Below are 26,105 nucleotides of genomic sequence, written 5' to 3' on the forward strand. Positions count from 1 at the left end.
CAGACTAGCGCGGCGCGCAGGGTGCGGGAAAGCGCGGATTGCATGCACGCAGGCGGCGTCCGGTCGCGCCGTCCCTGCCGGCCGGCACCACCCGCCGGCCACGCCGTGCCGGGCGACGCATCGCTCCGCCATCGCGGTGCAGCCCCATCCCCGCGAGGCGCCCGGAGCATCGAGCAGGGAGGAGGGAGGAGGGAGGAGAAGGCCGGCTGCATCCGCTCGCGAAGGTGGCGCGGCGCGGGCGGCGGGCCTGCGACACCGGCGCGCGCGCGATGCCCCGGGGTGGTCCCGGTCAAGGCGGGGGCAGCACGGCCTGCCCCCGGCCGGTTCAGAGGGTCCAGAGCTGCAGCGGCAGGCGGCTGAAGGTCTCCACGCCCCGGCCCTCGGCGCCGATGGCGAAGGTCTGGCCCACGCCGGCGACGAGCCCGGTGCGCGTGTCGGGGATCATGATATGCACGAAGAACACCATGCCCGGCTCCAGCACCAGCGGGTTGCCGGTGTAGATCATCGGCGGCACGTCCATCCAGGTGGGCTTGAAGGTGCAGCCGAGCGCATAGCCGCAGGCGGCGTAGCGGGCCTGCTCGAAACCCGCGCCGTCGAGCACCGCGCGGTGGATGTCGTCGAGCGTGCCGAGCCGCGCGCCGGGCACCGCCGCCTCCTTGATGCGCTCCAGCGCCTCGATGGCGACGCCCATCTGGCTCACCTGCGCGGGGTCGGGGCGGCCGAGCACGGCGGTGTGCTCCACCACCACGTGGTAGCGGCAGGCGGAGCCCGCGAGCTCGATCAGGATCTGGTCCTGCGCCGCCAGCGCCTGCGGCCCGCCGATGCCGCGGCCGAAGAGCGCGCGCTCGCCCACGTTCACCAGCGGCCCGCCGGAGGGCAGGTCGCCCCCCGCCGAGAGCATGGCGGTGACCGCAGCGCCCGAGAGCGCGGTGTCATACACTCCCGGCGCCGCCGCGCCGAGGGCGGCTTCCACCGCGCGGTCGGCCAGCTCGCCCGCCGCCCGGGTATACTCCAGTTCCAGCGGGGATTTCACCAGCCGCTGGCCGCGCACGATGTCCGAGGCGTCGGTGAGGCTGCAGTGCCCGGCAAGTGCCGCCTCCACCATGCGCCCGTTCGCGGCGGTGAGCCCGTGGGTGGCGAATTCCACGCCGATGCGCGCGCCGCCCAGGCCCCGCTCCAGCAGGATGTCGCGCAGGTCCTCGCCCGGGTTCGCGCCCTCGGCGTTCAGCCACACCCGCACCTCGTCGTAGAGCGAGGCCACCTCGGCCTGCCGGCGGTCCGGCGTGCGGGTGAGCAGCACCGTGGGGCTGTCATCGGCGGTGATGATGCCGGCCTGGAAGAACACGAAGCCCGCCGTGTCGAAGCCGGTGAGGTAGAAATGGCTCTCCTGCGCGAAGACCAGCAGCGCGTCGAGCCCGCGGGCGCGCATCTCCGCCCGGGTGCGGGCGAGGCGGGCGCGGTGCTCGGCCTCCGGAAACCGCAGGGTGACGGCGCGGCCCGAGGCGCGGCCGGGGTGCTGGGTGGCCAGGTCGATCATTTCGCCTCGCAGATATCGCAGATGGTGAGAAGGTAGAGCCGCACGGCGTCGAGATAGTCGGGGATCTCCACCCGCTCGTCCGGCATGGTGTTGAAACGCCCGCCCGGCCCGCAGACCACGCCCTCCATGCCGCCCTCGGCATGGAGGTGCCCGGCATCGGTGCCGAAGAAACCCGGCGGCGGCAGGGCGCCGGTGGGCTGGGCCTCGCCGCGCAGCTTCTCGTAGGCGGTGTTGAGCGCGGTCACGATGCGGCTGTCGCGCGCCACCTCGAAGGCGGGCATCACCGGCCGGCCCTCGCGCGCCTCGCTGAACACCGTCGCCTTCAGGCCCGGGTGGCGGGCCATGAGCCGGTCGAGCACGGCGCGGATGTCGGCGAGCGCATTCGCCTCGGTCTGGCCCGGCCCGTAGCGGCCCGAGCCCTTGAGCCGCAGGAAATCGGCCACCTGCGGCGGGCGCCACTCGTGCAGGTCGCGCCCGAGCGCGCCATGCACCACGCCCACGTGCACGCGGTTGATCGCCCGGTGCTCATCGCTCGGCGCGTCGGAGAAGGTGAGGTCGGTGAGCTCGGGGATCAGCTCGCAGGCGGCGAGGATCGCGTCCACCGCCGTCTCGCGCTTCGAGAGATGCCGGGTGACCCCCTCCAGCTCCACCACGAAGGTGAAGGCCGCGGCATGCATGGTGATGGCCTGCAGGTCGGAGGGCTCGGTGTTGATGAAATAGTCGGCGCGCAGGCCGGCGCGCACCGCCGCCAGCGTGCCCACGCCGCCCTGCAGCTCGCCGATCACGAAGGTGAGGATCACGTCGCCCTTCAGCCGCACCCCGGCCTCGATCAGCTCGCGCACGGCACAGAGATAGGCCGCGTCGCCCGCCTTCATGTTCGACACGCCGATGCCGTAGATGAAGTCGTCGTCGATCAGCCCGCCCCAGGGGTCCACCGTCCAGCCCTCGGTCACCGGGTTGGTGTCGAGATGGCCGTTGAACATCAGGCTCTTGCCGCCGCCGGTGCCGCGCCAGATGCCGATGGCGTTCACCCGCTCGCCCTCCACCGGCATGAGATACGCCTCCATGCCCATGCCGGCCATGATCTCGACCATGCGCTCGGCCAGCGCCCGCTCGCCGGGGGTCTCGGAGTAGCTCTTGTGGCGCACCATCTCCGCGAGGGTCTCGAGGCAGGCGCGCTCGTCGATGGAGCGGGCGAGGGCGAGGGGAAGCGGGTCGGTCATGCGGGGTCCCTGAGCGGCTGGGGCACCGGCACCGCGTCGAGCAGCGCGCGGGTGTAGGGGTGGCGGCCGGGAGCCCCGGCATCGGCCACGTCGAAGGCGTCGACCAGCGCGCCGTGCTGCATCACCGCGATGCGGTGGGCGAGCTGGCGCACCAGGTTGAGGTCATGGGTGATGAACAGGCAGGCGGCCCCGGAGCGCGCCTGCAGATCGACCAGAAGCCGCGCCACCGCGGCCTGCACCGAGACGTCGAGCGCCGCGGTCACCTCGTCGCAGATCACCAGCTTCGGCTCGGCGGCGAAGGCGCGGGCGATGGCCACGCGCTGCTTCTCGCCGCCCGAGAGCTGGTGGGGGTGGCGCGAGGCGTATTCGGCCGGCAGCAGCACCATCTCGAGCAGCTCGCGCACCCGCGCCTCCACCTGCCCCCGCGGCACCAGGCCGTAGAGCCGCAGCGGCCGGGCGAGGATGCGCCCGATGGTCTCGCGCGGGTTGAGGCTCGCGTCCGGGTGCTGGAAGACGATCTGCACCTCGCGGCGGTAGGCCCTGTCGAAGGCCCGGCGGGAGGTGAAGTCCCGCCCGCCGAAGCGGATGGCGCCCTCGAACTCGGCAAGGCCGGTCGCGGCCCGCGCGATGGTCGACTTGCCGGAGCCGCTCTCCCCCACCACGCCGAGCAGCTCGCCGGGGCGGATATCGAGGCTCACGTCGCGCGCGCCGTAATGCGCCTTCGCCGAAGGGTCGAGCTTGCGGGTGAGCCAGCCGGGCGCGCCGTAGCGCACGCTCACCGTGTCGACGCTGAGCAGCGGCGGCTGCGCGGCCGGTGCCGGCACGGCGATGCGCTCGTCGGGGCGCGGCAGGGCGGCGAGCAGCCGGCGGGTGTAGGCATGGCGCGGCGCGGTGAGCACCTCCGCCGCCGGCCCGCTCTCCACGATCTCGCCCTTGTAGATCACCGATACCGTGTCGGCGATGCGCGAGACGAGGCCGAGGTCATGCGAGATGTAGAGCGCGGCCACCCCGGTCTCGGCCTTGAGCGTCACGAACAGCTCGAGGATCTGCTTGGCGGTGAGGATGTCGAGCGCGGTGGTCGGCTCGTCGAACAGGATGAGGTCGGGCTCGCAGGCGAAGGCGGTGGCGATGACCACGCGCTGCTTCTCGCCGCCCGAGGCCTCGTGCGGGAAGCGCTTCATGAGCTCCGCCGGGCGGCGGATGCCGGTGCGGGTGAGGGCGGCCTCCGCCTCGGCCAGCGCTTGCGCGCGGCTCATGCCGCGGTGGCGCATCAGCACCTCGGTGATCTGCTCGCCCATGCGCAGCGTGGGGTTGAGCGCCGAGCTGGGGTCCTGGAACACCATGGCCACCTTGCGGCCGCGCAGCCGGTCGAGGTCGCGCTTCGAGGCGCCCAGCATGTCCTCGCCCGACACGAGGATGGCGCCGCCGGTGTCCTCGGCGTTGGGCGCGAGGTAGCGCATGATCGCCCAGGCGAGCGTGCTCTTGCCCGAGCCGCTCTCGCCCACCAGGGCATGGGTCTCGCCGCGGCGGATGCGCAGGGTGATGTCGCGCAGCGCGTCGTAGCGGCCCTCCTCGGTGCGATAGGCCATCGAGTAGCCGGCGACATCGAGCACCGGGCGGTCCTGGCGGTCGGCCATCAGCGGGTCCTCCGGGGGTCGAAGGCGTCGCGCAGCGCGTCGCCGAACAGGTTGAAGCCCATGGCGGTGATGGCGATGGCGAGGCCGGGCACGATCACGCACCAGGGATTGCGGAACATGTACTGCCGCGCCTCCGACACCATCAGCCCCCACTCGGTCGAGGGCGGCTGCGCGCCGAGGCCCAGAAAGCCCAGCGTGGCGCCGATCATGATGGCGAAGCTCACCCGGATGGTGGCCTCCACGATGATCGGCCCCAGCGCGTTGGGCAGCACCTCGCGCCCCACGATCCAGGCGCGGGATTCGCCGCGGGCGATGGCCGCCAGCACGTATTCGCGGGTGCGCACCGAGAGCGTGGCGCCTCGGGCGATGCGCGCCATGCCCGGCGTGAAGGTGACCGCGACCGCGAGCATCGCCTGGCCGGTGCCGCCGCCGAGGAAGGAGACGATGAGCAGGGTGAACAGCAGCTCCGGCATGGCCAGCAGCCCGTCGAGCACCCGCATGATGACGCTGTCGACCCGGCCGCCGGCCACGCCCGCGATCACCCCGATCACCGAGCCCGCGCCGACACCGAGCGCCGTGGCCCCGAGGCCGAAGAGCACCGTGGCGGGCGCGCCGTTGAGCAGGCGGGAGAGCAGGTCGCGGCCGTACTGGTCGGTGCCGAGCAGGAACTCCGGCCCCGGGCCCTGCAGGCGCGCGGTCACGTGGAATTCCTGCGGGTCGTAGGGCGCGATCCAGGGCCCGAACAGCGCCGCCACGAAGACGAGCAGCAGCAGCAGGCAGCCGGCGATGCCGGTGGGAGAACTCAGGAGCCTACGCATAGCGCACCCTCGGGTCGAGCCAGGCGATGACGAGATCGGCGGCGAGGTTGGACAGGGCATAGACCACGGCGAGCAGCAGCACGACGGCCTGGATCACCGGCAGGTCGCGGTTCTGCAGCGCATAGATCAGCAGCCGGCCGAGGCCGGGCCAGGCGAAGATCTCCTCCACCACGATGATGCCGCCCAAGAGGTAGCCGATGTCGAGCGAGATCACCGTGACGGCGGGAATGAGCGCGTTGGGCAGGGCGTGGCGCAGGATCACCCGGCGCTCCTTCACCCCCTTCAGCCGCGCGGCGCGCACGTAGTCGGAGGACAGCACCTCCGACATCTCCGAGCGCACCTGGCGCGAGATATGCGCGAGCAGGATCATCCCCAGCGTGGCCGAGGGCAGGACGGCATGCAGCAGGAAGCCGCCGAAATCCTCCCCGGGGGCCACGAAGCCCCCCGCCGGCAGGATCGGCCCGTCCGGCGCGGCGAAGACCACCAGCAGCAGCGTGGCGGTGACGAATTCCGGCAGGGCGGTTCCCACGTAGGAGAACAGCCCGATGCCGAGATCCCAGGCGGTGCCGCGGCGCAGCGCCGCGAGCGTGCCGAGCGGGATCGCCACCACCGTGACGGTGACCAGCGCGATCACCGCCAGGGCGGCGGAGTGCCAGAAGGCCTCGCCCACCACCTGCGCCACCGGAAGCTGCAGCCGCAGCGAGGTGCCGAAATCGCCCCGCAGCACGCCGCCGATCCAGTCGAGATACTGGACCGCCAGCGGCTGGTCGAGCCCGAGCTGCCGCTCCATGGCGGCGAGGGCGTCGGGGGTGGCGTTCTCGCCCAGCACCATCAGCGCCGCGTTGCCCGGCAGCACCGCGGTGATCGCGAAGACCGCGAGCGTCACGATGGCCAGCACGACGATGACGGCGCCGAGGCGCCGGATGAGATAGGCGAGGCTCATGGCATGGGCCTCAGGCGCGGTCGAGCCAGACATCCTCGACATGGAAGAAGCGCGAGATCGGCGCCACCTCCCAGTCGTGGGTGCCCGCGCTGCTGGCGGTGAGAACGTCCTCGAAGAACGGCACGATGTAGGGCACGTCGGCCAGCTCCATCTCCTGCGCCTTCGCGTAGATCTCGGCGCGCTTGCCCTCGTCCACCGTGGAGCGGCCCTCGGCGATCAGCGCGTCGAACTCGGCGTTCTTCCACTCGGTGTCCTGGTAGGAGGCGTCGGAGGTCAGCAGCAGGTTGTAGGTGGCGTCGATGGTGGGCTGCATGCCCCAGTAGCCCACGTAGAAGGCGCCCTTCATCCACACGTTGGCGAGATAGGTGTCATGCGGCATGGTCTCGATGGTGAGATCGAAGCCGGCGGCCGCCGCGGTCTGCTTCAGCGCGATGGCGGTCTGGGCGCGGATCGCCGGGCGGTCGGAGGCGACCAGCGTGGCCTTCAGCCCGTCCGGGTAGCCGGCCTCGGCCAGCAGCGCGCGCGCCGCCTCGGGGTCGTAGGGCACCACCGGCTTCTCGGTGGCGAACTGCAGCTCGGGCGGAACGAGGCTGTCCTGCGCCGGGCGGCCGAGCCCCTCGAGGATCACCTCCACCAGCAGCTCGCGGTCGGTCGCCAGCGCCAGCGCCTTGCGCACCCGCACGTCGTTCCAGGGCTCGGCGTCCTGGCGCATCACCACGCAGGCATAACGGCCCGAGGGCACCCGCAGCGCCTGCACGCCCTGCGCATCGGCGATGCGCTGGAAATCGGCCTGCTGCACGGTGAGCATCACGTCGGTCGAGCCGGAGAGGAAATTCGCGGTCTCGGCGGTGAGGTCGGGGTAGAGCAGCATCTCGACGGCGTCGAGATAGGGCTTGCCCGGCTGGTAGTAGTTCTCGTTCTTCACGAGCCGCACCATACGCGCGGTGTCGTAGGTCTCGAGCTTGAACGGGCCGGTGCCGTTGGCCTTCGTGTCGAGCTCGGAGAGCGGCGCGGCAAGGGCGGCCTTGGAGAGGATGCGTGCATTCGCGTGCGCGGTGGACACCGGCAGGTCGGCGAAGGGGGCGTTGAGGGTGAATTTCACCGTGGTCGCGTCCACCGCCTCGATGGTGTCGATCATGGTGAGCACCGAGCGCGCGGCGGCCGGGATGTCGGGGTTGAGGATCGCCTGATATGTCGCCACCACGTCCTCGGCCGAGAAGGGCGTGCCGTCGTGGAAGGTGACACCCTCGCGCAGGTGGAAGGTGAACTCGGTGGCGTCGTCGTTGGCCTCCCAGCTCTCGGCGAGGTCGGGATGCGGCAGGTTGTCGGTGCCGATGCGGGTGAGGCCCGAGTAGAGCATGTCGATGCAGGGATATTCCGCCGGGCCCGACAGGCTGAGCACGTTCAGCGTGGCGATGCGGGTGGAATGGCTCACGCGCAGCGTGCCGCCGCTCTTCGGCGCGGCCGACTGGCCGAAGCCCACGGAGGGCAGGGCCGTGCTGGCCGCGAGGCCCATCAGCACGTGCCGGCGGGTGAGGGTGAGGAAGCTCATCTCGGGTCTCTCCTTGTCGGTGGGCCGGCGTTGCGGGCCCGTTCTTTCAGCATGCGTGGGAAGGCCGGGCGGCGCGCGCCGTCCCGGCGGCGGTCAGGCAATGACGGTGAGGTCGTCCGGCAGGCCGGTGAGCAGCTCGGGCGCGCCCTCGGTCACCAGCAGCGTGTGGCCCACGCCCATGGCGAGGCCGGTGTCGCCGTCGCCGTTCATCACGTGGTAGAACAGGGTCATGCCCGGCTCGCACACGGTCGCGGCACCGGCATAGATCATCGGCGGCACGTCCATCGAGGTGGGGGCGAAGTTGATGCCCACCGAATAGCCGGTGGCGCCGTAGCGCGCCCGGCCGTAGCCGGCGGTGTCGAGCCCGGTGGCATAGGCGTCGAAGATCTCGCCCAGCGTGGTGCCGGGGCGGGCGAGCTCGGTCATCCGCGCCAGGGTCTCGCGGCCCACCTCGTACATGTGGCGCTGGCGCCCGGGCACCTCGCCGAACAGGATGGTCCACTCGGTCTTCACGTTGTAGTGGCGGAAGGGCACGGGGTATTCGACCAGGATCTGGTCCTGCGCCTCCAGCCGGCGCGGCTGCGACACGCCGCGCCCGAACACCGCCCGGATGCCGGAGTTGAACAGCGGCGCGTTGGGCGGCATGTCGGCCCCGTCGCCGAGGATCGAGGCGAGGTATTCCGCCTTCAGCTCCGCGTCGAGCATGCCGGGGCGCGCGGCGCCGATCACCCGCTCCAGCGCCCGGTCGCAGATGCGGCCCGCCTCGCGCATGAAGGCGATCTCGGCCGGGGATTTCACCACCCGCAGCCGGCGGATGAGATGGTCGTCATCCTCCAGCCGGCAGACCCCCTCCAGCGCCTGCTGGCAGCGCCACAGGTTCCAGCCGGTGAGGCCGTGGGTGTTGAGCTCGATCGCCACCCGGCCGCCCGCCAGCCCCCTCTCCTCGAGGATCCCGCGCAGGTCGCGCGCCGGGTTCGCGTCATCCGCGTCCCACCAGATGCGGATGTCGGAGATGGTCGAGGTCATCCGCGCCTGCAGCAGGTCCGGCCGGCGGGTGAGCAGCACGATCGGCGTGTCGTCCGCCGTCACCAGCGCGCACTGGAAGAACACGAACCCGCCGGAATCGTAGCCCGTGAGCCAGTAGAGGCTCTCCTGCGAGAAGACCAGCATCGCGTCCAGCCCGCGGGCGCGCAGCGTGGCGCGCAGCCGGGCCTGGCGCGCCTCCAGTTCGGGGCGGGCAAAGGGCAGCAGCGTCTCGGGGGCAGTGGCCAAGGCGGGGTCTTTCCATCTCGGGGGCGGCCCGGGGGCCGCAATTTCGAAGCAGCGGCCCGGGGCCGCGATTCGGGGGCTTTCGCGGCCAAGGTAGATTTTGGTATACCAGTCGTCAACCAAAGGAATACGAATGGTACATTTTCCCGTACGACCCCTTGTCCGTGGCCTCCGGAGCGTGGATAGCAAGGCGCGGACTCGCGCGCCCATGACGCGAATCGCGGAGGAGGAAACATGCTGAACGCGCCGGACAAGCGCCGCGCCCTGCAGGCCTACGAGCAGATCCTGGACATGATCCTGGGCGGCCGGGCGCATCCCGGAGAGCTGATCACCGAGCGCAGGCTCGCCGAGGCGCTGGAGATGTCGCGCACCCCCGTGCGCGACGCGCTGCTGATGCTGGAGGCGGAGGGGCTGCTCATCCGCCAGGGCAGCCGGGGCCTTCAGGTCAAGCAGATGCGCATCGAGGATTACATGGACGCGCTGCAGATCCGCCTGCTGCTGGAGCCCGCGGTGGCGCGGCTCGCCGCCGGCCGGCTGGCGGCGGAGGACATCGCGCCCCTGCGCGCCCGGCTGGCCGAGATCCTCGCCGGCGCCGGCCCCCACCCCGCCGACCGCGCCCAGGTGCGCGACGTCGACGAGGACCTGCACGGGCTCATCGCCGACGCGGCCCGAAACCCGCAGCTGAGCCAGATCATCCGCACCCTGCGCCGCCAGACCCAGATGTTCGACCTGCGCTCCATGCCCGAGCGGCTCCGGGACAGCTGCAACGAGCATCTCGCCATCCTCGACGCCCTCGCCGCCGGCGACGGCGAGGCGGCCGAGCGCGCGATGACCGCCCATCTCGGCCGGGTGCGCGACAGCATCATCCAGCGCCTCGCCGGCTGAGGCGCGGAAGCCGATTGCCACTCGGCACACCTTTGGTATACCACTCGCATATCACAGCATCACGGGAGCCCGGCATGACCGCAAGACGCCTTCTCTACCTCGGCAACGGCCGCAAGCTGCAATCGGTCGCGAAGCTCGACGAGCGCTTCGAGAGCGCCGGGCTGGAGGTAGACCGCTTCTGGGCCTACAACGGCGAATTCCCCAGGAGCCTCGCGGGCTATGACGGCATCTTCCTCTCCGGCAGCCCGCACGGCTCCTACGAGGACATCCCCTTCATCCACCGCGAGCATGACCTGATCCGCGAGGCGGCGGCCCAGGGCATCCCGATGCTGGGCATCTGTTTCGGCAGCCAGATCCTCGCCTCCGCGCTCTGCGGCCGCGACCAGGTGTTCCGCCGCCCGTATTGCGAGATCGGCTACAAGGACCTCGCCGTCACCCCCGCCGCGGGGGAGGACGAGATGGCGGGCGCCTGGGGCCCCACCGTGCGCATGTTCGTGTGGCACAACGACGAGGTGCGCCACGATCACCCGGACATGGTCATCCTCGCCGCCTCCGACGACTGCCCCAACCAGGTCTGGCGCCACCGCATGGCCCCGGCCTGGGGCATCCAGGGCCACCCGGAGGTCACCGCCGCCCAGGCGCCCGAGTGGTTCACCGAGAACCGCGCCCGCATGGAGACCGACGGCGGCGATGTCGACGCCTTCATCGCCGAATCCGCCCCCGCGCTGGAGGCGAAGACCATGATCACCCGCTTTACCGACCGCGTGCTGCGCGGCTGAACACCCCCCGAAGGAGCTCCCCCATGCTCGCCAAGCCCGCCTACTGGTTCGAACCGGCCGAATACCGCGCCCGCCTCGCCCGGGTGCAGGCCGGGCTGCGCGCCCGCGGCCTCGACGCCCTGCTCGCCTTCATGCCCGAGACCGTCACCTGGCTGACCGGCTATTTCACCCGGGCCTACGGCACCTTCCAGTTCGCCATCATCCCGGCGGAGGGCGAGCCCACGCTCTTCTGCCGCGACGTGGAGGAATACTACCTCGACGCCACCTGCGTCTTCCCCGGCCGGGTGATGTGGACCGACAGCGACGACCGCGTGGCCGTGGCGGTGCAGGCCATCACCTCGCGCCTCGGCGCCACCGCCGCCATCGGGGTGGAGAAGGACGCCTGGGTGCTCAACGCCACCCGCTGGGAGGCGATCACCGCCGCCATGCCCGGCGCGCGCTTCGAGGACCAGTCGGGCCTGGTCTCGGCCATGCGGCTGGTGAAATCCCCCGCCGAGATCGCCCTGCAGCGCCGGGCGGCGCGGGCGGCGGAGGCCGGCATGCAGGCCGCCATCGACACCGCCGGCACCGGCGTGAGCGAGCGCGAGATGGCCGCCGAAATCTGTGCCGCGATGATCCGCGCCGGCTCCGACCTGCCCGGGCCTGGGGTGCTCTCCTCCGGCGAGCGCGCCTTCCACCTGCACGGCGGCTATTCCGACCGGGTGCTGGAGCGCGGCGACATCGTGCAGGTGGAGGTCACCCCCAACGTGCGCCACTACCACGCCCGCTTCATGCGCCCGATCCGCGTGGCCGAGGCCTCCGACGCCGACCACCGCCTCGCCGAGCAGCTCATCGCCATCCAGGACGCGACGCTGGCCGCCGTGCGCCCCGGCGTGCCCGCCACCGTGCCCGACACGATCTGCCGCGAGGGCGTGCTCTCGGCCGGCTTGCGCGAGACCTACACCAACAAGACCTTCTACGCCGTGGGCCTGCTGCTGCAGCCCAATGGCGGCGAGCCGATGGAGGCGCATCCCGGCGCCGAATGGGCCTTCGAGGAGGGCCAGGTGTTCCACTCCTACGTGCTGGCGCAGGGGTTCGGCATGTCCGAGACCATCGCGGTGACGAAGGAGGGCATCGAGCGGCTCACCAGCTTCCCGCGCCAGCTCTTCGTCACGAAGAGCTGAGCGGCGGCGGGGCCGGGGCGCGCGCGCTCTGGCCCCATCCATTCAGCCCCTCTGGCCCTGTCCCGCGGGCGGCATTACAGTGTCTGATGCCCGGGACATGACAGAAGGGAGTCCTCACACCATGTACGACACCAACGACCTCAGCGGCGTGGTCGAGGCCGACCGCGCCCATGTCTGGCACCACCTGACCCAGCACAAGCCCTTCGAGACCGGCGAGCCCCGGATCATCGTCGAGGGCCGCGGCATGCGGGTGTGGGACCAGAAGGGCAAGGAATTCCTCGACGCGGTCTCCGGCGGCGTGTGGACGGTGAACGTGGGCTACGGCCGCGAGAGCATCGCCAACGCGGTGCGCGACCAGCTGGTGAAGATCAACTACTTCGCCGGCTCCGCGGGCTCCATCCCCGGCGCGCTCTTCGCCGAGAAGCTGATCACCAAGATGCCCGGGCTCAGCCGCGTCTACTACGCGAACTCCGGCTCGGAGGCCAACGAGAAGGCCTTCAAGATGGTCCGCCAGATCGCGCACAAGCGCTACGGCGGCAAGAAGTACAAGATCCTGTTCCGCGAGCGCGACTACCACGGCACCACCATCGGCGCGCTGGCCGCCGGCGGCCAGCCCGAGCGCGCCCTGCAGTACGGCCCCTACCCGGACGGGTTCGTGCAGGTGCCGCATTGCCTCGAGTACCGCAAGCAGTGGGACGTGGAGAATTACGGCGAGCGCGCGGCCGACGCGATCGAGGAAGTCATCCTGCGCGAGGGCCCGGACACGGTGGGCGCGCTCTGCCTCGAGCCGGTGACCGCCGGCGGCGGCGTGATCACGCCCCCCGAGGGCTACTGGCAGCGCGTGCAGGAGATCTGCCGCAAATACGACATCCTGCTGCACATCGACGAGGTGGTCTGCGGCGTGGGGCGCACCGGCACCTGGTTCGGCTACCAGCATTACGGGGTGGAGCCGGACATGGTGAGCATGGCCAAGGGCCTCGCCTCGGGCTACGCCGCGATCTCCTGCCTCGTGACCAACGAGAAGGTGTTCGAGCTGTTCAAGGACGACGCCTCCGACCCGCTGAACCACTTCCGCGACATCTCCACCTTCGGCGGCTGCACCGCCGGCCCGGCGGCGGCGCTGGAGAACATGCGCATCATCGAGGACGAGGGCCTGCTCGACAACACCACCGCCATGGGCGCGCGCCTGATGGAGGGCCTCGCGGTGCTGAAGGACAAGTACGCGCTGATCGGCGACATCCGCGGCAAGGGCCTGTTCTGCGGCGCCGAGCTGGTGGCCGACCGCGACACCCGCGAGCCCCTGCCCGAGGCGGTGGTGAAATCGGTGGTCACCGAGTGCGACAAGCGCGGCGTGATCATCGGCATGACCAACCGCTCGCTGCCCGGCTTCAACAACACCCTGTGCTTCAGCCCGGCGCTGATCTCGACGCCCGACGACATCGACCTGATCCTGAGCACCCTCGACGAGGCCCTGGCGACCGTCCCCGCCGCCTGAGCCCGCCCCGCAAGCTCCCCGAACGGCCCGCCCACCCCGGCGGGCCGTTTCCATTCCGTCCCGGCCCGGCCACGCCCGCCTCGCCGAGGGGGCTGCGCCCCCTCACCTCGACGGGCGTCGCGAAGGCCCCCCGGGCCTCCGCGCCAGCGTGCCCGTTCCGCCTCCCGGCACCGGAGCCCGCGCTGCAGCCGGCCCGCATCGCGGGACGGCACGGCCCGACGCGCAGGCGGCTTCCGCGCGCAGCGCGGCTGTCGCCGCAGAGGCGGGAGGGTTTCCCGACACGCGAACCGCCGGAACGGGTCACCACGCCGCCGGCGGCGCACGCCCGGAGCATGGCAGGGGAGCCGACATCCTTCATGCGACGCCGAGTGCAGTCCGCGAGCGTCCGCAGCCGGGGCCGTCCGGACACCTCGCGTGACGCCGCCAGAGCCGGAGCCGGGAGTACCTGCTGCGGAGCGCTGCGGCGAAGTGCGCCGCCCGCCAGGCGCAGCAATACCGAGACCCCGACGAAGATCGCCTGGCCTGTATCATCACCATGGCGCAGCCCGGGCCCGCTCCGGGGCAAGGCGAGATGCGGGAGCGGGTGCCCGGCTTCTCCCCCGCTCCACGATGCGCAGAAGACCGGTCCTCCAGCTGAGACGGCCGTCCGATTGCACCACCTCCGAGAGGCGCGAAGGGCCGCGCCCGACCCTGGGTGGGCGCACCCACGCCCGTGGTCGGCGGTTTATCCCGAAAGCCCCGGACGACGGCTGAACTCCGACCAACATCGCCATCGCGCCCTCCCGGGGGGAGGGTCGGGCGCGGCCCGGGCTGGTCGCCCGGGCGACACGGCTCAGCCGGGCAGCTGCACCCGGCCGACACCCCGCGCCGGCCGGCGGGAACCGCCGGCCCGGGCCGGGCTCCGCGGTCCCCTTCAGGGGACCCGGTCCCGGACCGTGCTCCGGCAGGGGCGCTCCGCCGCCTCAGGCGGCCATCCAGCCGCCGTCCACCAGCAGGTTGTGCCCGTTCACGAAGCCGGTCTGCGGCGAGGCGAGGAACAGCACCGCCTCCGCCACGTCGCGCGGCGCGCCGAGGCGGGGCATGGGGGTGCGGGCACGGGAATACTCCAGCACCGCCTCGCTCACCGCCGGCCCGGTCTTGCCGGTGAGGATCTTGCCCGGCGAGACCGCGTTGCAGACGATGCCCTCGGCCGCATGGTCGGCCGCGATCTGCCGGGTCATCTGCAGCACCGCCGCCTTCGACACCCCGTAGGCGAAGGAGCCCGGCGCCGCCACCATCCCGTGCTGCGAGCCGATGTTCACGATGCGCCCGCGCTCGCCCGCCACCGGCGCCTGCGCCAGCATCTGCCGCAGGGCCGCGCGCAGGCTCACGTAGACGCCACGCAGGTTCACGCCCGTCACCCGCTCCCACTCGGCCGCATCGGTGTCCGGCAACCCGCGCCCGCCCGGCACCATGGCCGAGGTCACCAGCACGTCGAGCCGGCCGGAGCGCGCGGCGATATCGGCCACCAGCGCCTGCGTCGCCGCCTCGTCGCGCACGTCGAGCAGCGCGAAGCGCGAGGCGGGCGAGAGCGCCGCGAGCGGCCCGGCCACGGGCGCCCCACCCTCGACCACCGCCTCGGTCACGTCGGCGGCCACCACCTCGGCGCCCGCCTCCGCCAGCCGCAGCGCGATGGCCCGGCCGATGCCCGAGGACGCCCCGGTCACCAGCGCCGTGCGCCCCGCCAGCACCCCGCTCACCGCAGGATCCGCGACAGGAAGTCCCGCGCGCGCGGGTGCTGCGGGTCGGTGAAGAACTCCTCCGGCGTGCGCCGCTCCAGGATCATGCCATGGTCCATGAACAGCACCTCGTCGGCCACCTTGCGGGCAAACCCCATCTCGTGGGTGACGCAGATCATCGTCATGCCCTCCTCCGCGAGGCTGGTCATCACCTCCAGCACCTCGCCGATCATCTCGGGGTCGAGCGCCGAGGTCGGCTCGTCGAACAGCATCGCCGCGGGCTTCATGCACAGGGCGCGGGCAATGGCCACGCGCTGCTGCTGCCCGCCGGAAAGCTGGCCCGGCCGCTTGTCGGCCTGCTCGGCGATATGCACCCGCTCGAGGTAATGCATCGCCCGCGCGCGCGCCTCCGCCTTCGGCACCCGGCCGATCTTCACCGGCGCGATGGTGAGGTTTTCCAGCACGGTGAGATGCGGGAACAGGTTGAAATGCTGGAACACCATGCCCACCCGGCCGCGCAGCTTGTCCAGCCCCTGGCCCGCGGGGCCGAGCACCACGCCGTCCACCGTGATGCGGCCCTGCTGGTAGCGCTCCAGCCCGTTCACGCAGCGGATGAGCGTCGACTTGCCCGAGCCCGACGGCCCGCAGATCACCACCCGGCGGCCCTTCGGCACCGAGAGCGAGACCTCCTTCAGCGCCTGGTAACGATCGTAGAATTTCGAGACCGACTCGACCCGGATCAGGGGCTCCTCGGCGGCGGTGGCACTCATGGGCGGGTCCTCTCTCGGGGGGCGGTGGCGGCGCACCATTCCATGTGGTCGGCGGCGGCTTCGGCCAGCGGGCGGGCGCCCGGATAGCCGCAGTGCCGCGCCAGCGCCGCGGTGTCGAGCATCGGCCGGCCGGGGGTGACCCGGGCGGTCACGTTGGCGCGGGCGGGGTCAGTCCCGGGCGCGGGCAGGCCGGCGGCGGCCGCCCAGTCGGCAGGGGTGGAGAGCCGGCCGGCGCCGAGGTTGAACACCCCGCCGCCGCCGGCCACCAGCGCCGCGGCAATGCCCGCGCCCGCGTCACGCGAATAGAGCCAGTCGCCCGCCATCGCATGCGGCAGCACGGCGGGCGTGCAAGCGGCTGCGAGCTGCAACAGCCGGCCATGGGGCGAAAGGTCGGGGCGCAGCGCGCCCGGCCGCTCCCAGGGGCCGAAGACCGGGCCGAGCCGCAGCACGGTGAGGGCCAGGCCGCGCGCCGCGGCGAGATGCAGCGCCAGCGCCTCGGCCGCCTGCTTGGTGACCCCGTAGAGCGAATCCGGCGCAAGCGGCCCGTCCTCGCGCAGGGTTTCGCCCGCCCAGGGGCCGGTGCCGCCGTAAACCGCGACCGAGGACATGGCCAGCATCTGCCCGAGCCCGGCCGCAGCCGCCGCCTCCACCGCCGCCACGGTGCCGCCCACGTTCACCGCCACCACCCGGGGGGCGGCGCGGCGCGCGGTCTCCCCGTCCGGCGTCATCGCGGCGAGATGCACCAGCGCCTGCGCGCCGAAGCCGCGCAGCGCGCCCGTCAGCGCCTCCTGGTCGGTCACGTCGCAGCGCGCGAAGACGAGGCCGGCGAGGCCCGGGTGCCCGGCGAAGGCCTCGGGCGGCGGCGCGAGGTCGAGCGCCAGCACATCGTGCCCGGCCGCCAGCAGCGCCTCGGCGGCGGCGAGGCCGATGAACCCGGCGCCGCCGGTCACCGCCACGCGCATGGGAGAGGAGCCCGCCATCGTCAGCCCCGCGCGATGATCGCCCGGCGCTCGAGCACCGAGACCCAGCGCGAGAACGGCCAGAGCATGAGGAAGAAGATCACCGCCACCGCGGTGAGCGGCGTGGGGTTGTAGGTCTGCTCCTGCGCCACGCGGGCCGAGCGCAGCAGCTCCGGCATCGCCACGATCGAGGCGATGGAGGTGGTCTTGACCAGCTCCAGCGCATTGGAGGCGCAGGGCGCCATCACCCGGCGGAAGGCCTGCGGCAGGATGATCCACACCATCGCGCGCACCGGCCCGAAGCCGAGCGCATGCGCGGCCTCGCCCTGCCCCTTGTCGACCGATACCAGGCCTGCGCGGAAGATCTCGCCGAAGTAGCCGGTGTTGTTGAGGCAGAGCGCCAGCACCACCGCCCAGAAGCCGGAGATGCGGATGTCGAGTGCGGGCAGCGAGTAGTAGATCACCACCAGCAGCACCAGCGCCGGGAAGGAGCGCAGCAGGTCGATCAGCACCACGATCAGCCGCCGCAGCCCCTTGCCGGCGAAGGAATAGGCGATGCCGGCGGCCAGCCCGCTCAGCGTGGCCAGCGGCAGGCACACCACCACCAGCTTGAGCGTGACCACGAGCCCCTGCGCCAGCAGCGGCCAGATCATCACGAAGGACTGCCAGTTGAGGAAATTGGCGACGAAGAGATCCATGGTCAGCGCCTCAGCTCAGGGTCATGCGGCGCTCGATGGCGCGCGAGAGGGCTACGAGCGGGATGAAGAACGCGAGGTAGAGGGCGGCGGCCAGCATCAGCGGCGAGGGGTTCGCCGTGATCGACATGTAGCTCTGCGCCGCGCCCAGCGTGTCGTTGAGCGACACCGCCACCCCCAGCGCCGAGCCCTTGGTGACCGCGATGATCCGGTTGGTCACCAGCGGGGTCGCGAGCCGCACCGACTGGGGCAGGATGATCATCCTGAGCGTGCGCACCGGCCCGAAGCCGAGCGATTGCGCCGCCTCCCACTGCCCCTTGGGCAGCGCCATGATCGCGGCGGTGAAGATCTCGGCGGCGAAGGCTGAGAGCACCGCGCCGAGCGCCAGCGCCGTGGCCGCGAAGGGCGAGAGGCGGATGCCCGCGTAGGGCAGCGCGAAGTAGAGGAAGATCAGGATCACCAGCTGCGGCAAGGTGCGGAACAGCTCGATCCAGGCGGTGATGAGCCCGTTCACCAGCTTCCAGCCCGGCAGGCGCAGGAGCGCCAGCCCCAGCCCCAGCGCCACCCCGATCACGATCACCGCCAGCGCCACCTCGACGGTGACGAGGAAGCCGCGCAGCACCGAGGGCAGCGCGCCGGCGATGATCGTCATGTTGAAATAGTTGGCGTACAACTCTTCCATGTGCGTCGGGTCCTCGCCGGCTGCGCGGCCGCCCCGGGGCTGCCGGGGGCGGGAAGTTTCGGGCCACGCGGCCGGGGGAGGCCGCGTGGAGTTTCAGGTCGCGCGGCCTCCCGCGCGGTGTTCAGCTGCGCGGACTCCCGCGCGCGTTTCAGCGCGCATCGACCGCGGCGGCCCGGAATGCTCCCCGCTCCGGGGAGCCGCATCCCGCAGGGGCTCACGCGGCAGGCCGGAAGGCACGGGCGCCCGGGGGGGCCATCGCGGCCGGGCGAGAGCCGCCGGTGAGGTCGCGGGCCCCCGGAAGAGGAGCCTCGCCGTTCTCACCCCGCGGGGGCGGGTCGCCACGTTCCCGCAGGGGCGGCTCGTTGCAGCCCCGCGGGGAGCCTGTCAGTTGCAGCTCAGCTCGTGCGGGGTCTCGTCGTAGCCCTTGAAGCCGGGGGCGCCGTAGCCGGGGTAGACGGTCGTGAGCGGGCTGTCCTCGGCCAGCTCCCCGCCGTACCACTTGTCGTAGAGCGCCTTCAGCGTGCCGTCGGTCTTCATGCACTCGATGGCGTCTTCCACCGTGTTGCGGTAGGCCTCGGACTCGTAGCGGAAGGCATAGCCGAACATGCGGCCGTCATAGTCTTCCATCGCCAGGGTGATGGCGGGGTTCTTGCTCGCGGCATAGGCGGCGGTGGGGATCTCGTTGATCGCGGCGAAGGCGCGCTGGGTGATCACGGCCTGCACCGAGTCCGGGAAAGTGTCGTAGCGCTGCACCTCGAAGCCGTACTGCTCGGCGTTCTCGGTGGCCCACTTGTCGGAGATCGTGCCGCGGTTCACAGCCACGGCCTTGCCGTTCAGGTCCTCGAAGGCGGCCATCGTGTCGCCCTCGCGGGTGATGAACCCGTTGCCGGTGGCAAAGAACGGCTCGGAGTAGAGCATGGTCTCGGCGCGCTCGGCGGTGATGTTGAGCGGGTTCACCGTGAACTCGATGCGGCCCGAGAGCAGGGCGGCGAACAGGCCGGAGAAGTTGATGTCCGTCACCTCAACCGAGGGCCGGCCGATGCGCTTGGCGATCTCGGTGATCATGTCGTAGCCGAAACCCTCGGGGCCGGAGGCGCCGCGCACCATCCAGGGCGCGAGGCCGAAATCGGAGCCCACCACCAGCGGCTGGTCGGCGGGATGCGCGTCGTCCTGCGCGAAGGCGGGGGCGGAAAGGGCGGTTCCGGCGGCGAGCGCCAGGCCAAGCAGCGTGGTCTTCATCTGGTGTTTCCCTGTCGGTTGGTCGTGGTGGTTTCTTCGGGCTGTCACGGCCGCGGCGCGGGATGGGTCTCGCGCCAGTGCCGGGCAATGTCGGAGCGCCGGCACACCCACACGTCGGGCCGGCCGGCGAGGTAGTCGAGGAAGCGCTTCAGCCCCGCGGCGCGGGCCGGGTGGCCGGCGATGCGCAGGTGCAGCCCCACCGAGAGCATCTTCGGGTGCGGCTCGGCGCAGAGCATCTCCACGCTGTCGCGCAGCATCTCGAAGAACTGCCCGGCCGTGGCGATGCCGCCGCGCATGAACTTCGCGTCATTGGTCGAGAGCGAGTAGGGCAGCACCAGGTGCTGCGCGCCGTTCACCGCCACCCAGTAGGGCAGCTCGTCGTTGTAGGCGTCGCTGTCGTAGAGGAAGCCGCCCTGCGCCACCACCAGCTCGCGGGTGGCGAGGCTCGGCCCGTAGCGGCAATACCAGCCCGCCGGCGGCACGCCCAGGCAGCGCTCGAAGGCGGCGACCGTGCGGGCGATGCGCTCCGCCTCCTCCTCGCGGCCCAGCAGCCGGTGATGCTCCCAGCGCCAGCCATGCGCGCAGGCGTCCCAGTCCGAGGCGCGCAGCCAGTCGCAGATCTCCGGGTTGCGCTCCAGCGCCAGCCCGCAGGCCATGGCGGTGGCGGGCACCCCCGCCTCGGCAAACAGCCGCGCGATGCGCCAGAAGCCCACCCGGCTGCCGTATTCGAACATGGTCTCGGCGGCGAGGTTGCGCCCCGGGATCGGGTCACCCCCCGCTTCGACGAGCCCCTGCTCGGAGGCGGCGTCGCCGTCGGGCACCGAGGGCTCGGAGCCCTCCTCGATGTTGACCACGAAGTTCAGCGCCAGCTTCGCGCCGCCCGGCCATTGCGGGTCCGGCGGGGTGGGGCCGTAGCCGCGGAAGTCGCGGGTGAGGTGCGCGCTCATGCCGGGGCCTCCTCGGGGAAGGGGATGGAAAGCGGCGCGGCGATATCGACGAACTCGTCGTCCGCGCCCTCGGCCACCCGCTTCATCTGCACGAAGAATTCCGCCGGCGCGTCGAACACCTGCATGCCCGCGTGCCAGGTGTTGCGGCGGTAGACCACCCCCTGCCCCGGCCCGGCGAGGAAGGCGCGGGCGGTGGCGGGGTCCGGCCGGTCGTCCGGGCCGCCGTCGCAGACCAGCACCAGGTAGCGCTGGCCGGAAAGCGGCACGAAGGCCTGGTCGGAATGCGGGTGGCGCTCGAAGGCGGTCACGGTGGCGCCCGGTGCCAGCGGCGCCCCGATCCGGCTCACCCAGCTCGCCACCGTGCCGGGGCGGGCGGCGTCGCCATGCTCCAGCCGCACCGGGTGGCGGCGCGCGGAGCCCTCGTGGGCGATGACCGAGCCGTAGGGCGCGAAGGCCTCCGCGGTGAGCGGCGCGAGGGAGGGGAGCTGTGTCAAACCGTGCGATTCCTGTCAGTGCCCCGGGTGTGTCCCGGTGGTATCCCAGATTGATACCAGTGGGATCTTGAATGTCCAGCAGGTTTTTGCAATCTTCCGGGGTGAGGAAACCCCACGATCCGCCGAGAAGAGAGCGAGACCCCGCGATGAGCGAAGCCCTGAAGCTGCAGGAGGATCGCACCAGCGTCTCCGAGCAGGCCTACCAGTACGTGCGCAGCCTGATCCTGGCCGGAGACATGAGCCCCGGCACCGTGTTCACCGAGCGCAAGCTCGCCGAGCAGCTCAACGCCTCGCGCACGCCGCTGCGCACCGCCATCACCCGGCTGATCGGCGAGGGGCTTGTGGAGCGGCTGTCCAACGGCACGATGGTGATCCGCGAGGTGCCGCTCGACGAGCTGCTGCAGATCATGGTGATCCGCCGCCAGCTCGAGAGCGAGGCCGCCGCCCAGGCCGCGGTGAAGGCACCCCCGGGGGCTGCGGCCGAGATCCTCGCCGAAACCCGCTCGGTGATCGCGAACCCCGTGGCCGAGCTGGAGGATTTCTGGAATTACGACGACCGGTTCCACGTCTTCGTGGCCGAGGGCTCGGGCATGCCGCTGCTGGCGCAGATGATCCGCGGCATCCGCGACAAGGCGCGCATGTGCCACGTGGTGCGCATGGAGCGGAACTTCTCCGAGCAGGCGGCCGAGCACCTCAAGGTGCTCGAGGCCATCGACCAGCGCGATGCCGACGCCGCCCGCGCCATGATGATCGAGCACACCGACCGCGTCCGCGCCCGCTTCCTGCGCTGGTTCGCCGGCGGCTGAGGCACCCGCCGCCGGCAAAGGCCCCGAAGCTGCTCCGGACGCCCGTCCCCCCTCGCCCGCTGTCCCGGGCCCGACCCGGGAGCTCGCGCCACAACGCGCCACGGCCGGGCCCGGCAACCGCACCGTCCCCGCGCCCGAAAGATACGCGACACACCTCCCCCCTCGCCCGCTGCCCCGGGCCCGACCCGGGGCCCCGCACCACAACGCGCCACGGCCGGGCCCGGCAACCGCACCGTCCCCGCATCCTCCTCGCCCGGAGGATACGCGACACCCCGCCCCTCCGCGCGGCACTGCAGAACAGGCGCCTCACCGACCGCCGGGGCGCACGCTGCCCCGCCCCGCCGACCGCGCCCCTGCCTTCCGCGCGACGCAGCCCCGGCCCTCGCGCAGCACCTCCGCCGCCCCGGGCCCCGGAAGATCCGCGCCCGGCCGGCCCTCTCAGTACTCCAGCAGATACACGGTCGAGCGCCCGCCGGCCTCCGAGCGCCGCGCCCCGCCCGCCGCCACCAGTGCCGCGAGATCGCGGGTCGCGGTGGGGCCGGAGACCTTCGCGATGCGGCTGTAGGAGCGCGCGCTCAGCCCCTGCTCCACCCGCCCCGGCCCCTGGGCGAACAGCGTCTCCAGCACGGCCCGGGTGCGCGGGCTCAGCCCCGGCCCCAGCCGCGCGAGGTAGCGGTTGCGGCGCACGAGGAAGCGCGCCTCCTCGCGCCCCGCCTCCGCCGCGCGCTGCAGCGTGGCGAGAAACCACAGCACGAAGGCGGTGGCGTCCACCCCGCCCGCGCCCTCGCGCCGGCCGTCCTGCAGCGCGGCGTAATAGGCCTTCTTGTCCTTCTCGATCTGGCGCGACAGCGAGAAGGGCAGCGGCCGCGCGGCCCGGGCGAAGACATGCTCCACCACCGCGCGCCCGATGCGCCCGTTGCCGTCGGAGAAGGGGTGGATCGATTCGAACCAGATATGCGCGATCGCGGCGCGGATCGGCACCGGCAGCGCCGCCTCCTGCGCCAGCCAGCCGAGGAAGCGCTCCATCTCCGGGCCCACCCGCTCCGGCGGCGGCGCCTTGTAGAGCACGTCCGAAGGCCCGGCGGCGGCCGAGCGCACGATCTCGATGTCGAAGCCGCGCCAGCGCCCGGCGTCCTCCACCTCGATGCCGAAGAACAGCAGCCGGTGCCAGTCCTGCAGCAGCGCGGCGGTGAGCGGGCCCTCCGCCCGCCGCGCCTCCACCATCAGTTCCACGATGGCGTCCGAGCGCCGGGCCACGGCCGCGCGGTCGCGGTGGCGCAGCGAGGCGATCACCGAGGCCTCGATCTCGCCGGCGTTCAGCGTCACCCCCTCGATGCCGAAGGAGGAGAGCGCCTCCTGCACCACCTGCGACAGGCGCAGCGCATCGCGCTCGGCGCCCTCGAGCCCGGCCTGCAGGCCCGAAACCTCGCCCACCGCCTCCATCGCCGCGGCGAGCAGCGGCTCGGCCGCGGCGGGGTCATGGGTGAAGCGCGGCCAGGCGGGCGTTTGCCAGATATGGGTCATGAGGCGAATATCCGTCATATTCGCCTCACGATCCAGCCCATTCTGATGCGAATATACCCCGCAATCGCCTCACGGCCGCCACTCCCTCTCCCGGGCGCGCGGACCGGGGCACGGGGCCGGCCCGGGGCGCGCGCGCATCCGTCGCCCTCCCTGCAACGGCGCGAGGCCGCAAGCACCAGCCCCCGGGGCCGCCGCCGCGCCTGCACGCCGCGCGGAGACCTCCGCCCCGCGGCGCCGGGGGCCCCGGGGCCTGCGCCGCGCAGCAGAACGCCCCGCCGGCGGAACCGGCGGGGCGTGCAGTCTTCGGGCATCGGGCATCGCGGCCCCGTGCGGGGAGAAACCCCGCCTCAGTTCACGAAGATCGCCTTCGCGTTGGCGAATTCCTTCATGCCGAAGCCGCCGTGCTCGCGGCCGTAGCCCGAGTCCTTCACGCCTCCGAAGGGCATCTGCGGCGTGGCCAGGTTGAAGCCGTTGATGAACACCATGCCGGTGTCGAAATGCTGGCCCGCGAGCTCCACCGCCCGCTCCTCGTCGCGCGAGAAGATGCCGCCGCCGAGGCCGAAGCGGCTGTCGTTGGCGATGCGCATCGCGTCCTCGTCGTCCTTCGCGCGGATGACCGAGGCCACGGGGCCGAACAGCTCCTCGTCATAAGCGGGCTGGCCCGGCGCCACGTCGGTGAGCACCGTCGCGGGGTAGAAGAAGCCCCGGCCGTCCGGGATCTCGCCGCCGCACCGCAGGGTCGCGCCCGCGTCGATGCTGCGCTGCACCTGGTCGTGGAGCGTCTCGCGCAGGTCCTTGCGGGCGAGCGGGCCCAGCCCCGCCTCCTCGTCGTCGGGCGCGCCGGTCTTCACCGCCGCCATCCGCTCCACGAAACGCTCCACGAAGGCGTCGTAGACCTTGTCGACCACGACGAAGCGCTTCGCGTTCACGCAGGTCTCGCCGTTGTTGTAGAGCCGGCCGGCGGCGCAGGTCTCCACCGCGAGGTCGAGGTCGGCATCCCCGAGCACCAGATGCGCGTCGTTCGAGCCCAGCTCCAGCACCGATTTCTTCAGCGCCTCGCCGGCCTTGCGGCCCACGATGCGCCCCGCATCGGCGCTGCCGGTCATGGTCACCCCGCGCACCAGGTCATGGGCGATCACCGCGTCGGACTGGTCATGGTCGATGCGCAGCACGCCGAACAGCCCGCGCGGCAGGCCGGCGCGCTCGTAGATCCCGGCGAGGTGCAGCGCGCTGCCGGTGCAGTTGCTCGCGTGCTTGAGCAGCACGCCGTTGCCCGTCATCAGGCTGGCGACGGAGTAGCGCACCGCCTGGTAGGCCGGGAAGTTCCACGGCTGGATGCCGTAGACCACCCCCACCGGCGCATAGTGCACGATGCCCTTGCGCGCGCCCGTCGGGCTGCGGGTCTCTTCGGCGAGCTCGGCGGGCCCGTTCTCGGCGGTATATTCGCAGATGCCGGCGCAAAGCTCGATCTCCTCGCGGCTGTGGCGCAGCAGCTTGCCGGTCTCCTCGCTCATCAGCGCGGCGAATTCCTCGGCGCCCGCGCGCAGCTCGCGCCCGATCGCGCCGATCACCTCGGCCCGCTCCTCCAGGCTGCGGCACCGCCAGGAAACGAAGGCGGAATGGCAATCCCGGATCGCCGTGTCCAGTTCCTCGTCCGACATCCGCGGATAGCTGCGGATGGGCTCCCCGGTGGTCGGGTTGACGGTGGTGATGTCGCTGCTCATGGCGTGGTCCTCCACGTTGCGTGTGCATTGCCCGGCCAACGCCCGCCCCCCCGGGCGGCGTTCCCCCCGCGCACGCAGCCGTGAACGAGGCCGTGAACCGGGGCGTGCGGGAAGGGCCGCGGCCTCAGGCGCCCTCGCGCCTCGGCAGCAGCACGCCCACGGCGGGCTCCTCCGGCCCGCCATGCCCGGCCTGTGCCTTGCGGTATTCGCCGGGGGTGAAGCCGCGCTCGGCGCGCAGCACGCGGGCGAGATGCGGCGCGTCGCAGAAGCCGGTGGCCAGCGCCACGTCCGCCACGCTGGCGGGGCCGGCGCGCAGCAGCGCCAGCGCCCGGTCGAGCCGCAGCTCGAGATACACCCGCGCCGGCGGCGCCTGCAGGTCGGCGAGGAAGCGCCGCTCGAGGCTGCGCCGCCCCACGCCGAGGCCCTCGGCAAGCGCGGCCACCGTGCGCGGCACCTGCACGTTCTGCTGCATCGTGAGCAGCGCCTTCTTCACCAGCGGATCGCGCGCGCGCCGGGCGCTCTGCTGGCCCGGCTGGGTCTGCTCGCCGCTCAGCGCCCGGTCGATCATCATGATGTTGAGGCTCTTGATCGCCGCACTCTGGCCCACGTGCCGCTCCACCAGAAAGGCCGCGAGATGCGCCGCCCCGTGCCCGCCCGAGCAGGTGAGGCGGTCGCGGTCGACCACGAAGATCTGGTCGGCCACCAGCTGGCGCTCCTCGAACCGGTCGAGGAAATCCTGGTGGTGAAACCAGCTCACGCAGGCCCGGTAGCCCTCCAGCAGCCCCGCCTCGTGCAGGATGAACACGCCGGTGCACAGCCCCACCACCGGCACGCCCGCCGCCGCGCGGGACCTGAGGAAGCCGATCGCCTCCGCCCCCAGCGCCACCTCGTCGCCGATCAGCCCGCCCACCACCACGATGTAGTCATAGGCCCCGGCCTGGCGCAGCCGGGTGTCGGGCTGCACCCGCACGCCGCAGCTCGAGGGCACGGCGTCCATGTCGGCCGAGAGCACCGACCAGTCGCACAGGATCGGGCGCGAGCGGTCCGCCTCGTCGGCCGCGAGGCGCAGCACGTCGACGAAATTGGCGAAGGCCGAGAGGGTGAAGCGGTCCGCCAGCAGGAAGGCCACGCTCAGCCGCTTGCGCGGGGGGGCCGCGCCGCGGCCGGCGGGGGGGAGGGCGTTCGGGCTCATGGCGCATATCTTCCCGGGGAATGACGCAATTGTCCAGCCGCGAAGCCCCCGCCC

The 26,105-nt window shown here is 72.2% G+C and carries 23 protein-coding genes; 5 read left to right on the forward strand and 18 right to left on the reverse strand.

Going from position 1 to position 26,105, the window contains the following annotated elements:
- Nucleotides 1-325 precede the first annotated feature (325 nt).
- The 7 genes from D3P35_RS09770 to D3P35_RS09800 all read right to left on the reverse strand — a co-directional run bounded on the left by D3P35_RS09770 (nucleotide 326) and on the right by D3P35_RS09800 (nucleotide 8,982).
- Nucleotides 326-1,537 carry a Xaa-Pro peptidase family protein gene (locus D3P35_RS09770; protein ID WP_118134533.1) on the reverse strand — a complete coding sequence of 404 codons (1,212 nt, stop codon included), beginning with the start codon at nucleotides 1,535-1,537 and terminating at the stop codon, nucleotides 326-328.
- Nucleotides 1,534-2,760: a M20 family metallopeptidase gene (locus D3P35_RS09775; protein ID WP_118134534.1), complete on the reverse strand. Its 1,227-nt coding sequence runs from the start codon at nucleotides 2,758-2,760 to the stop codon at nucleotides 1,534-1,536. Before D3P35_RS09775 ends, D3P35_RS09770 begins: the two co-directional genes overlap by 4 nt.
- Nucleotides 2,757-4,397: an ABC transporter ATP-binding protein gene (locus tag D3P35_RS09780; RefSeq protein WP_118134535.1), complete on the reverse strand. Its 1,641-nt coding sequence runs from the start codon at nucleotides 4,395-4,397 to the stop codon at nucleotides 2,757-2,759. Before D3P35_RS09780 ends, D3P35_RS09775 begins: the two co-directional genes overlap by 4 nt.
- Nucleotides 4,397-5,215 carry an ABC transporter permease gene (locus tag D3P35_RS09785; RefSeq protein ID WP_118134536.1) on the reverse strand — a complete coding sequence of 273 codons (819 nt, stop codon included), beginning with the start codon at nucleotides 5,213-5,215 and terminating at the stop codon, nucleotides 4,397-4,399. The genes D3P35_RS09780 and D3P35_RS09785 overlap by 1 nt, the downstream gene beginning before the upstream one ends.
- Nucleotides 5,208-6,158: an ABC transporter permease gene (locus D3P35_RS09790; RefSeq protein ID WP_118134537.1), complete on the reverse strand. Its 951-nt coding sequence runs from the start codon at nucleotides 6,156-6,158 to the stop codon at nucleotides 5,208-5,210. The genes D3P35_RS09785 and D3P35_RS09790 overlap by 8 nt, the downstream gene beginning before the upstream one ends.
- 10 nt (nucleotides 6,159-6,168) lie before the next feature.
- Nucleotides 6,169-7,710, reverse strand: a complete 1,542-nt coding sequence (locus D3P35_RS09795; RefSeq protein WP_118134538.1) for an ABC transporter substrate-binding protein — start codon at nucleotides 7,708-7,710, stop codon at nucleotides 6,169-6,171.
- Nucleotides 7,711-7,803: 93 nt separating this feature from the next.
- Nucleotides 7,804-8,982, reverse strand: coding sequence for a Xaa-Pro peptidase family protein (locus D3P35_RS09800; RefSeq protein WP_198670540.1), 1,179 nt, complete (start codon nucleotides 8,980-8,982; stop codon nucleotides 7,804-7,806).
- Nucleotides 8,983-9,213: 231 nt separating this feature from the next.
- Between D3P35_RS09800 and D3P35_RS26100 the strand changes: the two genes are divergently transcribed.
- The 4 genes from D3P35_RS26100 (at nucleotide 9,214) to D3P35_RS09815 (ending at nucleotide 13,301) form a co-directional block, all read left to right on the forward strand.
- Complete coding sequence (locus tag D3P35_RS26100) at nucleotides 9,214-9,864, forward strand: GntR family transcriptional regulator (RefSeq protein ID WP_157982091.1); 651 nt, start codon at nucleotides 9,214-9,216, stop codon at nucleotides 9,862-9,864.
- A 74-nt stretch (nucleotides 9,865-9,938) separates the two neighbouring features.
- Nucleotides 9,939-10,643, forward strand: a complete 705-nt coding sequence (locus tag D3P35_RS09805; RefSeq protein ID WP_118134540.1) for a type 1 glutamine amidotransferase — start codon at nucleotides 9,939-9,941, stop codon at nucleotides 10,641-10,643.
- Between the two features lie 23 nt (nucleotides 10,644-10,666).
- Complete coding sequence (locus D3P35_RS09810) at nucleotides 10,667-11,806, forward strand: Xaa-Pro peptidase family protein (protein WP_118134541.1); 1,140 nt, start codon at nucleotides 10,667-10,669, stop codon at nucleotides 11,804-11,806.
- Nucleotides 11,807-11,927: 121 nt separating this feature from the next.
- Nucleotides 11,928-13,301, forward strand: coding sequence for an aspartate aminotransferase family protein (locus D3P35_RS09815; protein ID WP_118134542.1), 1,374 nt, complete (start codon nucleotides 11,928-11,930; stop codon nucleotides 13,299-13,301).
- A gap of 962 nt (nucleotides 13,302-14,263) precedes the next feature.
- Here the strand turns inward: D3P35_RS09815 and D3P35_RS09820 are convergent.
- From D3P35_RS09820 to D3P35_RS09855, 8 genes are all read right to left on the reverse strand, one after another.
- Nucleotides 14,264-15,040, reverse strand: coding sequence for an SDR family NAD(P)-dependent oxidoreductase (locus D3P35_RS09820; protein ID WP_198670541.1), 777 nt, complete (start codon nucleotides 15,038-15,040; stop codon nucleotides 14,264-14,266).
- Nucleotides 15,037-15,789, reverse strand: coding sequence for an amino acid ABC transporter ATP-binding protein (locus tag D3P35_RS09825; RefSeq protein ID WP_118134543.1), 753 nt, complete (start codon nucleotides 15,787-15,789; stop codon nucleotides 15,037-15,039). Before D3P35_RS09825 ends, D3P35_RS09820 begins: the two co-directional genes overlap by 4 nt.
- Nucleotides 15,786-16,769 carry an NAD(P)-dependent oxidoreductase gene (locus D3P35_RS09830; RefSeq protein ID WP_118134544.1) on the reverse strand — a complete coding sequence of 328 codons (984 nt, stop codon included), beginning with the start codon at nucleotides 16,767-16,769 and terminating at the stop codon, nucleotides 15,786-15,788. Before D3P35_RS09830 ends, D3P35_RS09825 begins: the two co-directional genes overlap by 4 nt.
- A 2-nt stretch (nucleotides 16,770-16,771) precedes the next feature.
- Nucleotides 16,772-17,446 (reverse strand): amino acid ABC transporter permease, encoded by a 675-nt coding sequence (locus D3P35_RS09835; RefSeq protein WP_118134545.1) that lies wholly within the window; start codon nucleotides 17,444-17,446, stop codon nucleotides 16,772-16,774.
- Nucleotides 17,447-17,456: 10 nt separating this feature from the next.
- On the reverse strand, nucleotides 17,457-18,125 hold the full coding sequence (locus tag D3P35_RS09840; RefSeq protein WP_118134546.1) for an amino acid ABC transporter permease: 669 nt from the start codon (nucleotides 18,123-18,125) through the stop codon (nucleotides 17,457-17,459).
- Between the two features lie 384 nt (nucleotides 18,126-18,509).
- Nucleotides 18,510-19,364 carry an ABC transporter substrate-binding protein gene (locus D3P35_RS09845; protein WP_118134547.1) on the reverse strand — a complete coding sequence of 285 codons (855 nt, stop codon included), beginning with the start codon at nucleotides 19,362-19,364 and terminating at the stop codon, nucleotides 18,510-18,512.
- A 44-nt stretch (nucleotides 19,365-19,408) separates the two neighbouring features.
- Nucleotides 19,409-20,311: a polysaccharide deacetylase family protein gene (locus D3P35_RS09850; protein WP_118134548.1), complete on the reverse strand. Its 903-nt coding sequence runs from the start codon at nucleotides 20,309-20,311 to the stop codon at nucleotides 19,409-19,411.
- A complete protein-coding gene (locus D3P35_RS09855) occupies nucleotides 20,308-20,805 on the reverse strand; it encodes an ureidoglycolate lyase (protein WP_118134549.1) in 498 nt (165 codons plus the stop codon). The genes D3P35_RS09850 and D3P35_RS09855 overlap by 4 nt, the downstream gene beginning before the upstream one ends.
- A 146-nt stretch (nucleotides 20,806-20,951) precedes the next feature.
- On the opposite strand from D3P35_RS09855, the gene D3P35_RS09860 reads away from it, so the two are divergent.
- Complete coding sequence (locus D3P35_RS09860) at nucleotides 20,952-21,611, forward strand: GntR family transcriptional regulator (RefSeq protein WP_198670542.1); 660 nt, start codon at nucleotides 20,952-20,954, stop codon at nucleotides 21,609-21,611.
- Between the two features lie 438 nt (nucleotides 21,612-22,049).
- Here the strand turns inward: D3P35_RS09860 and D3P35_RS09865 are convergent, their stop codons facing one another.
- The 3 genes from D3P35_RS09865 to D3P35_RS09875 all read right to left on the reverse strand — a co-directional run bounded on the left by D3P35_RS09865 (nucleotide 22,050) and on the right by D3P35_RS09875 (nucleotide 26,051).
- Nucleotides 22,050-23,135, reverse strand: coding sequence for a Fic family protein (locus D3P35_RS09865; protein WP_118134551.1), 1,086 nt, complete (start codon nucleotides 23,133-23,135; stop codon nucleotides 22,050-22,052).
- A gap of 347 nt (nucleotides 23,136-23,482) precedes the next feature.
- On the reverse strand, nucleotides 23,483-24,859 hold the full coding sequence (locus tag D3P35_RS09870) for an NAD-dependent succinate-semialdehyde dehydrogenase (protein ID WP_118134552.1): 1,377 nt from the start codon (nucleotides 24,857-24,859) through the stop codon (nucleotides 23,483-23,485).
- A 124-nt stretch (nucleotides 24,860-24,983) separates the two neighbouring features.
- Nucleotides 24,984-26,051, reverse strand: coding sequence for a GlxA family transcriptional regulator (locus D3P35_RS09875; RefSeq protein ID WP_118134553.1), 1,068 nt, complete (start codon nucleotides 26,049-26,051; stop codon nucleotides 24,984-24,986).
- Nucleotides 26,052-26,105 lie beyond the last annotated feature (54 nt).

The organism is Oceanicella sp. SM1341 (genome assembly GCF_003448965.1).
GTDB lineage: Bacteria > Pseudomonadota > Alphaproteobacteria > Rhodobacterales > Rhodobacteraceae > Paroceanicella.

What these genes read in the sequence shown, in the direction of transcription:
- D3P35_RS09770 (WP_118134533.1), bottom strand. Translation starts at nt 1,537, where the DNA reads ATGATCGACCTGGCCACCCAGCACCCCGGCCGCGCCTCGGGCCGCGCC.
- D3P35_RS09790 (WP_118134537.1), bottom strand. Translation starts at nt 6,158, where the DNA reads ATGAGCCTCGCCTATCTCATCCGGCGCCTCGGCGCCGTCATCGTCGTG.
- D3P35_RS09865 (WP_118134551.1), bottom strand. Translation starts at nt 23,135, where the DNA reads ATGACCCATATCTGGCAAACGCCCGCCTGGCCGCGCTTCACCCATGAC.
- D3P35_RS09810 (WP_118134541.1), top strand. Translation starts at nt 10,667, where the DNA reads ATGCTCGCCAAGCCCGCCTACTGGTTCGAACCGGCCGAATACCGCGCC.
- D3P35_RS09850 (WP_118134548.1), bottom strand. Translation starts at nt 20,311, where the DNA reads ATGAGCGCGCACCTCACCCGCGACTTCCGCGGCTACGGCCCCACCCCG.
- D3P35_RS09785 (WP_118134536.1), bottom strand. Translation starts at nt 5,215, where the DNA reads ATGCGTAGGCTCCTGAGTTCTCCCACCGGCATCGCCGGCTGCCTGCTG.
- D3P35_RS09875 (WP_118134553.1), bottom strand. Translation starts at nt 26,051, where the DNA reads ATGAGCCCGAACGCCCTCCCCCCCGCCGGCCGCGGCGCGGCCCCCCCG.
- D3P35_RS09805 (WP_118134540.1), top strand. Translation starts at nt 9,939, where the DNA reads ATGACCGCAAGACGCCTTCTCTACCTCGGCAACGGCCGCAAGCTGCAA.
- D3P35_RS09840 (WP_118134546.1), bottom strand. Translation starts at nt 18,125, where the DNA reads ATGGAAGAGTTGTACGCCAACTATTTCAACATGACGATCATCGCCGGC.
- D3P35_RS09780 (WP_118134535.1), bottom strand. Translation starts at nt 4,397, where the DNA reads ATGGCCGACCGCCAGGACCGCCCGGTGCTCGATGTCGCCGGCTACTCG.
- D3P35_RS09870 (WP_118134552.1), bottom strand. Translation starts at nt 24,859, where the DNA reads ATGAGCAGCGACATCACCACCGTCAACCCGACCACCGGGGAGCCCATC.
- D3P35_RS09860 (WP_198670542.1), top strand. Translation starts at nt 20,952, where the DNA reads ATGAGCGAAGCCCTGAAGCTGCAGGAGGATCGCACCAGCGTCTCCGAG.
- D3P35_RS09830 (WP_118134544.1), bottom strand. Translation starts at nt 16,769, where the DNA reads ATGGCGGGCTCCTCTCCCATGCGCGTGGCGGTGACCGGCGGCGCCGGG.
- D3P35_RS09835 (WP_118134545.1), bottom strand. Translation starts at nt 17,446, where the DNA reads ATGGATCTCTTCGTCGCCAATTTCCTCAACTGGCAGTCCTTCGTGATG.
- D3P35_RS09815 (WP_118134542.1), top strand. Translation starts at nt 11,928, where the DNA reads ATGTACGACACCAACGACCTCAGCGGCGTGGTCGAGGCCGACCGCGCC.
- D3P35_RS09825 (WP_118134543.1), bottom strand. Translation starts at nt 15,789, where the DNA reads ATGAGTGCCACCGCCGCCGAGGAGCCCCTGATCCGGGTCGAGTCGGTC.
- D3P35_RS09775 (WP_118134534.1), bottom strand. Translation starts at nt 2,760, where the DNA reads ATGACCGACCCGCTTCCCCTCGCCCTCGCCCGCTCCATCGACGAGCGC.
- D3P35_RS09795 (WP_118134538.1), bottom strand. Translation starts at nt 7,710, where the DNA reads ATGAGCTTCCTCACCCTCACCCGCCGGCACGTGCTGATGGGCCTCGCG.
- D3P35_RS09845 (WP_118134547.1), bottom strand. Translation starts at nt 19,364, where the DNA reads ATGAAGACCACGCTGCTTGGCCTGGCGCTCGCCGCCGGAACCGCCCTT.
- D3P35_RS26100 (WP_157982091.1), top strand. Translation starts at nt 9,214, where the DNA reads ATGCTGAACGCGCCGGACAAGCGCCGCGCCCTGCAGGCCTACGAGCAG.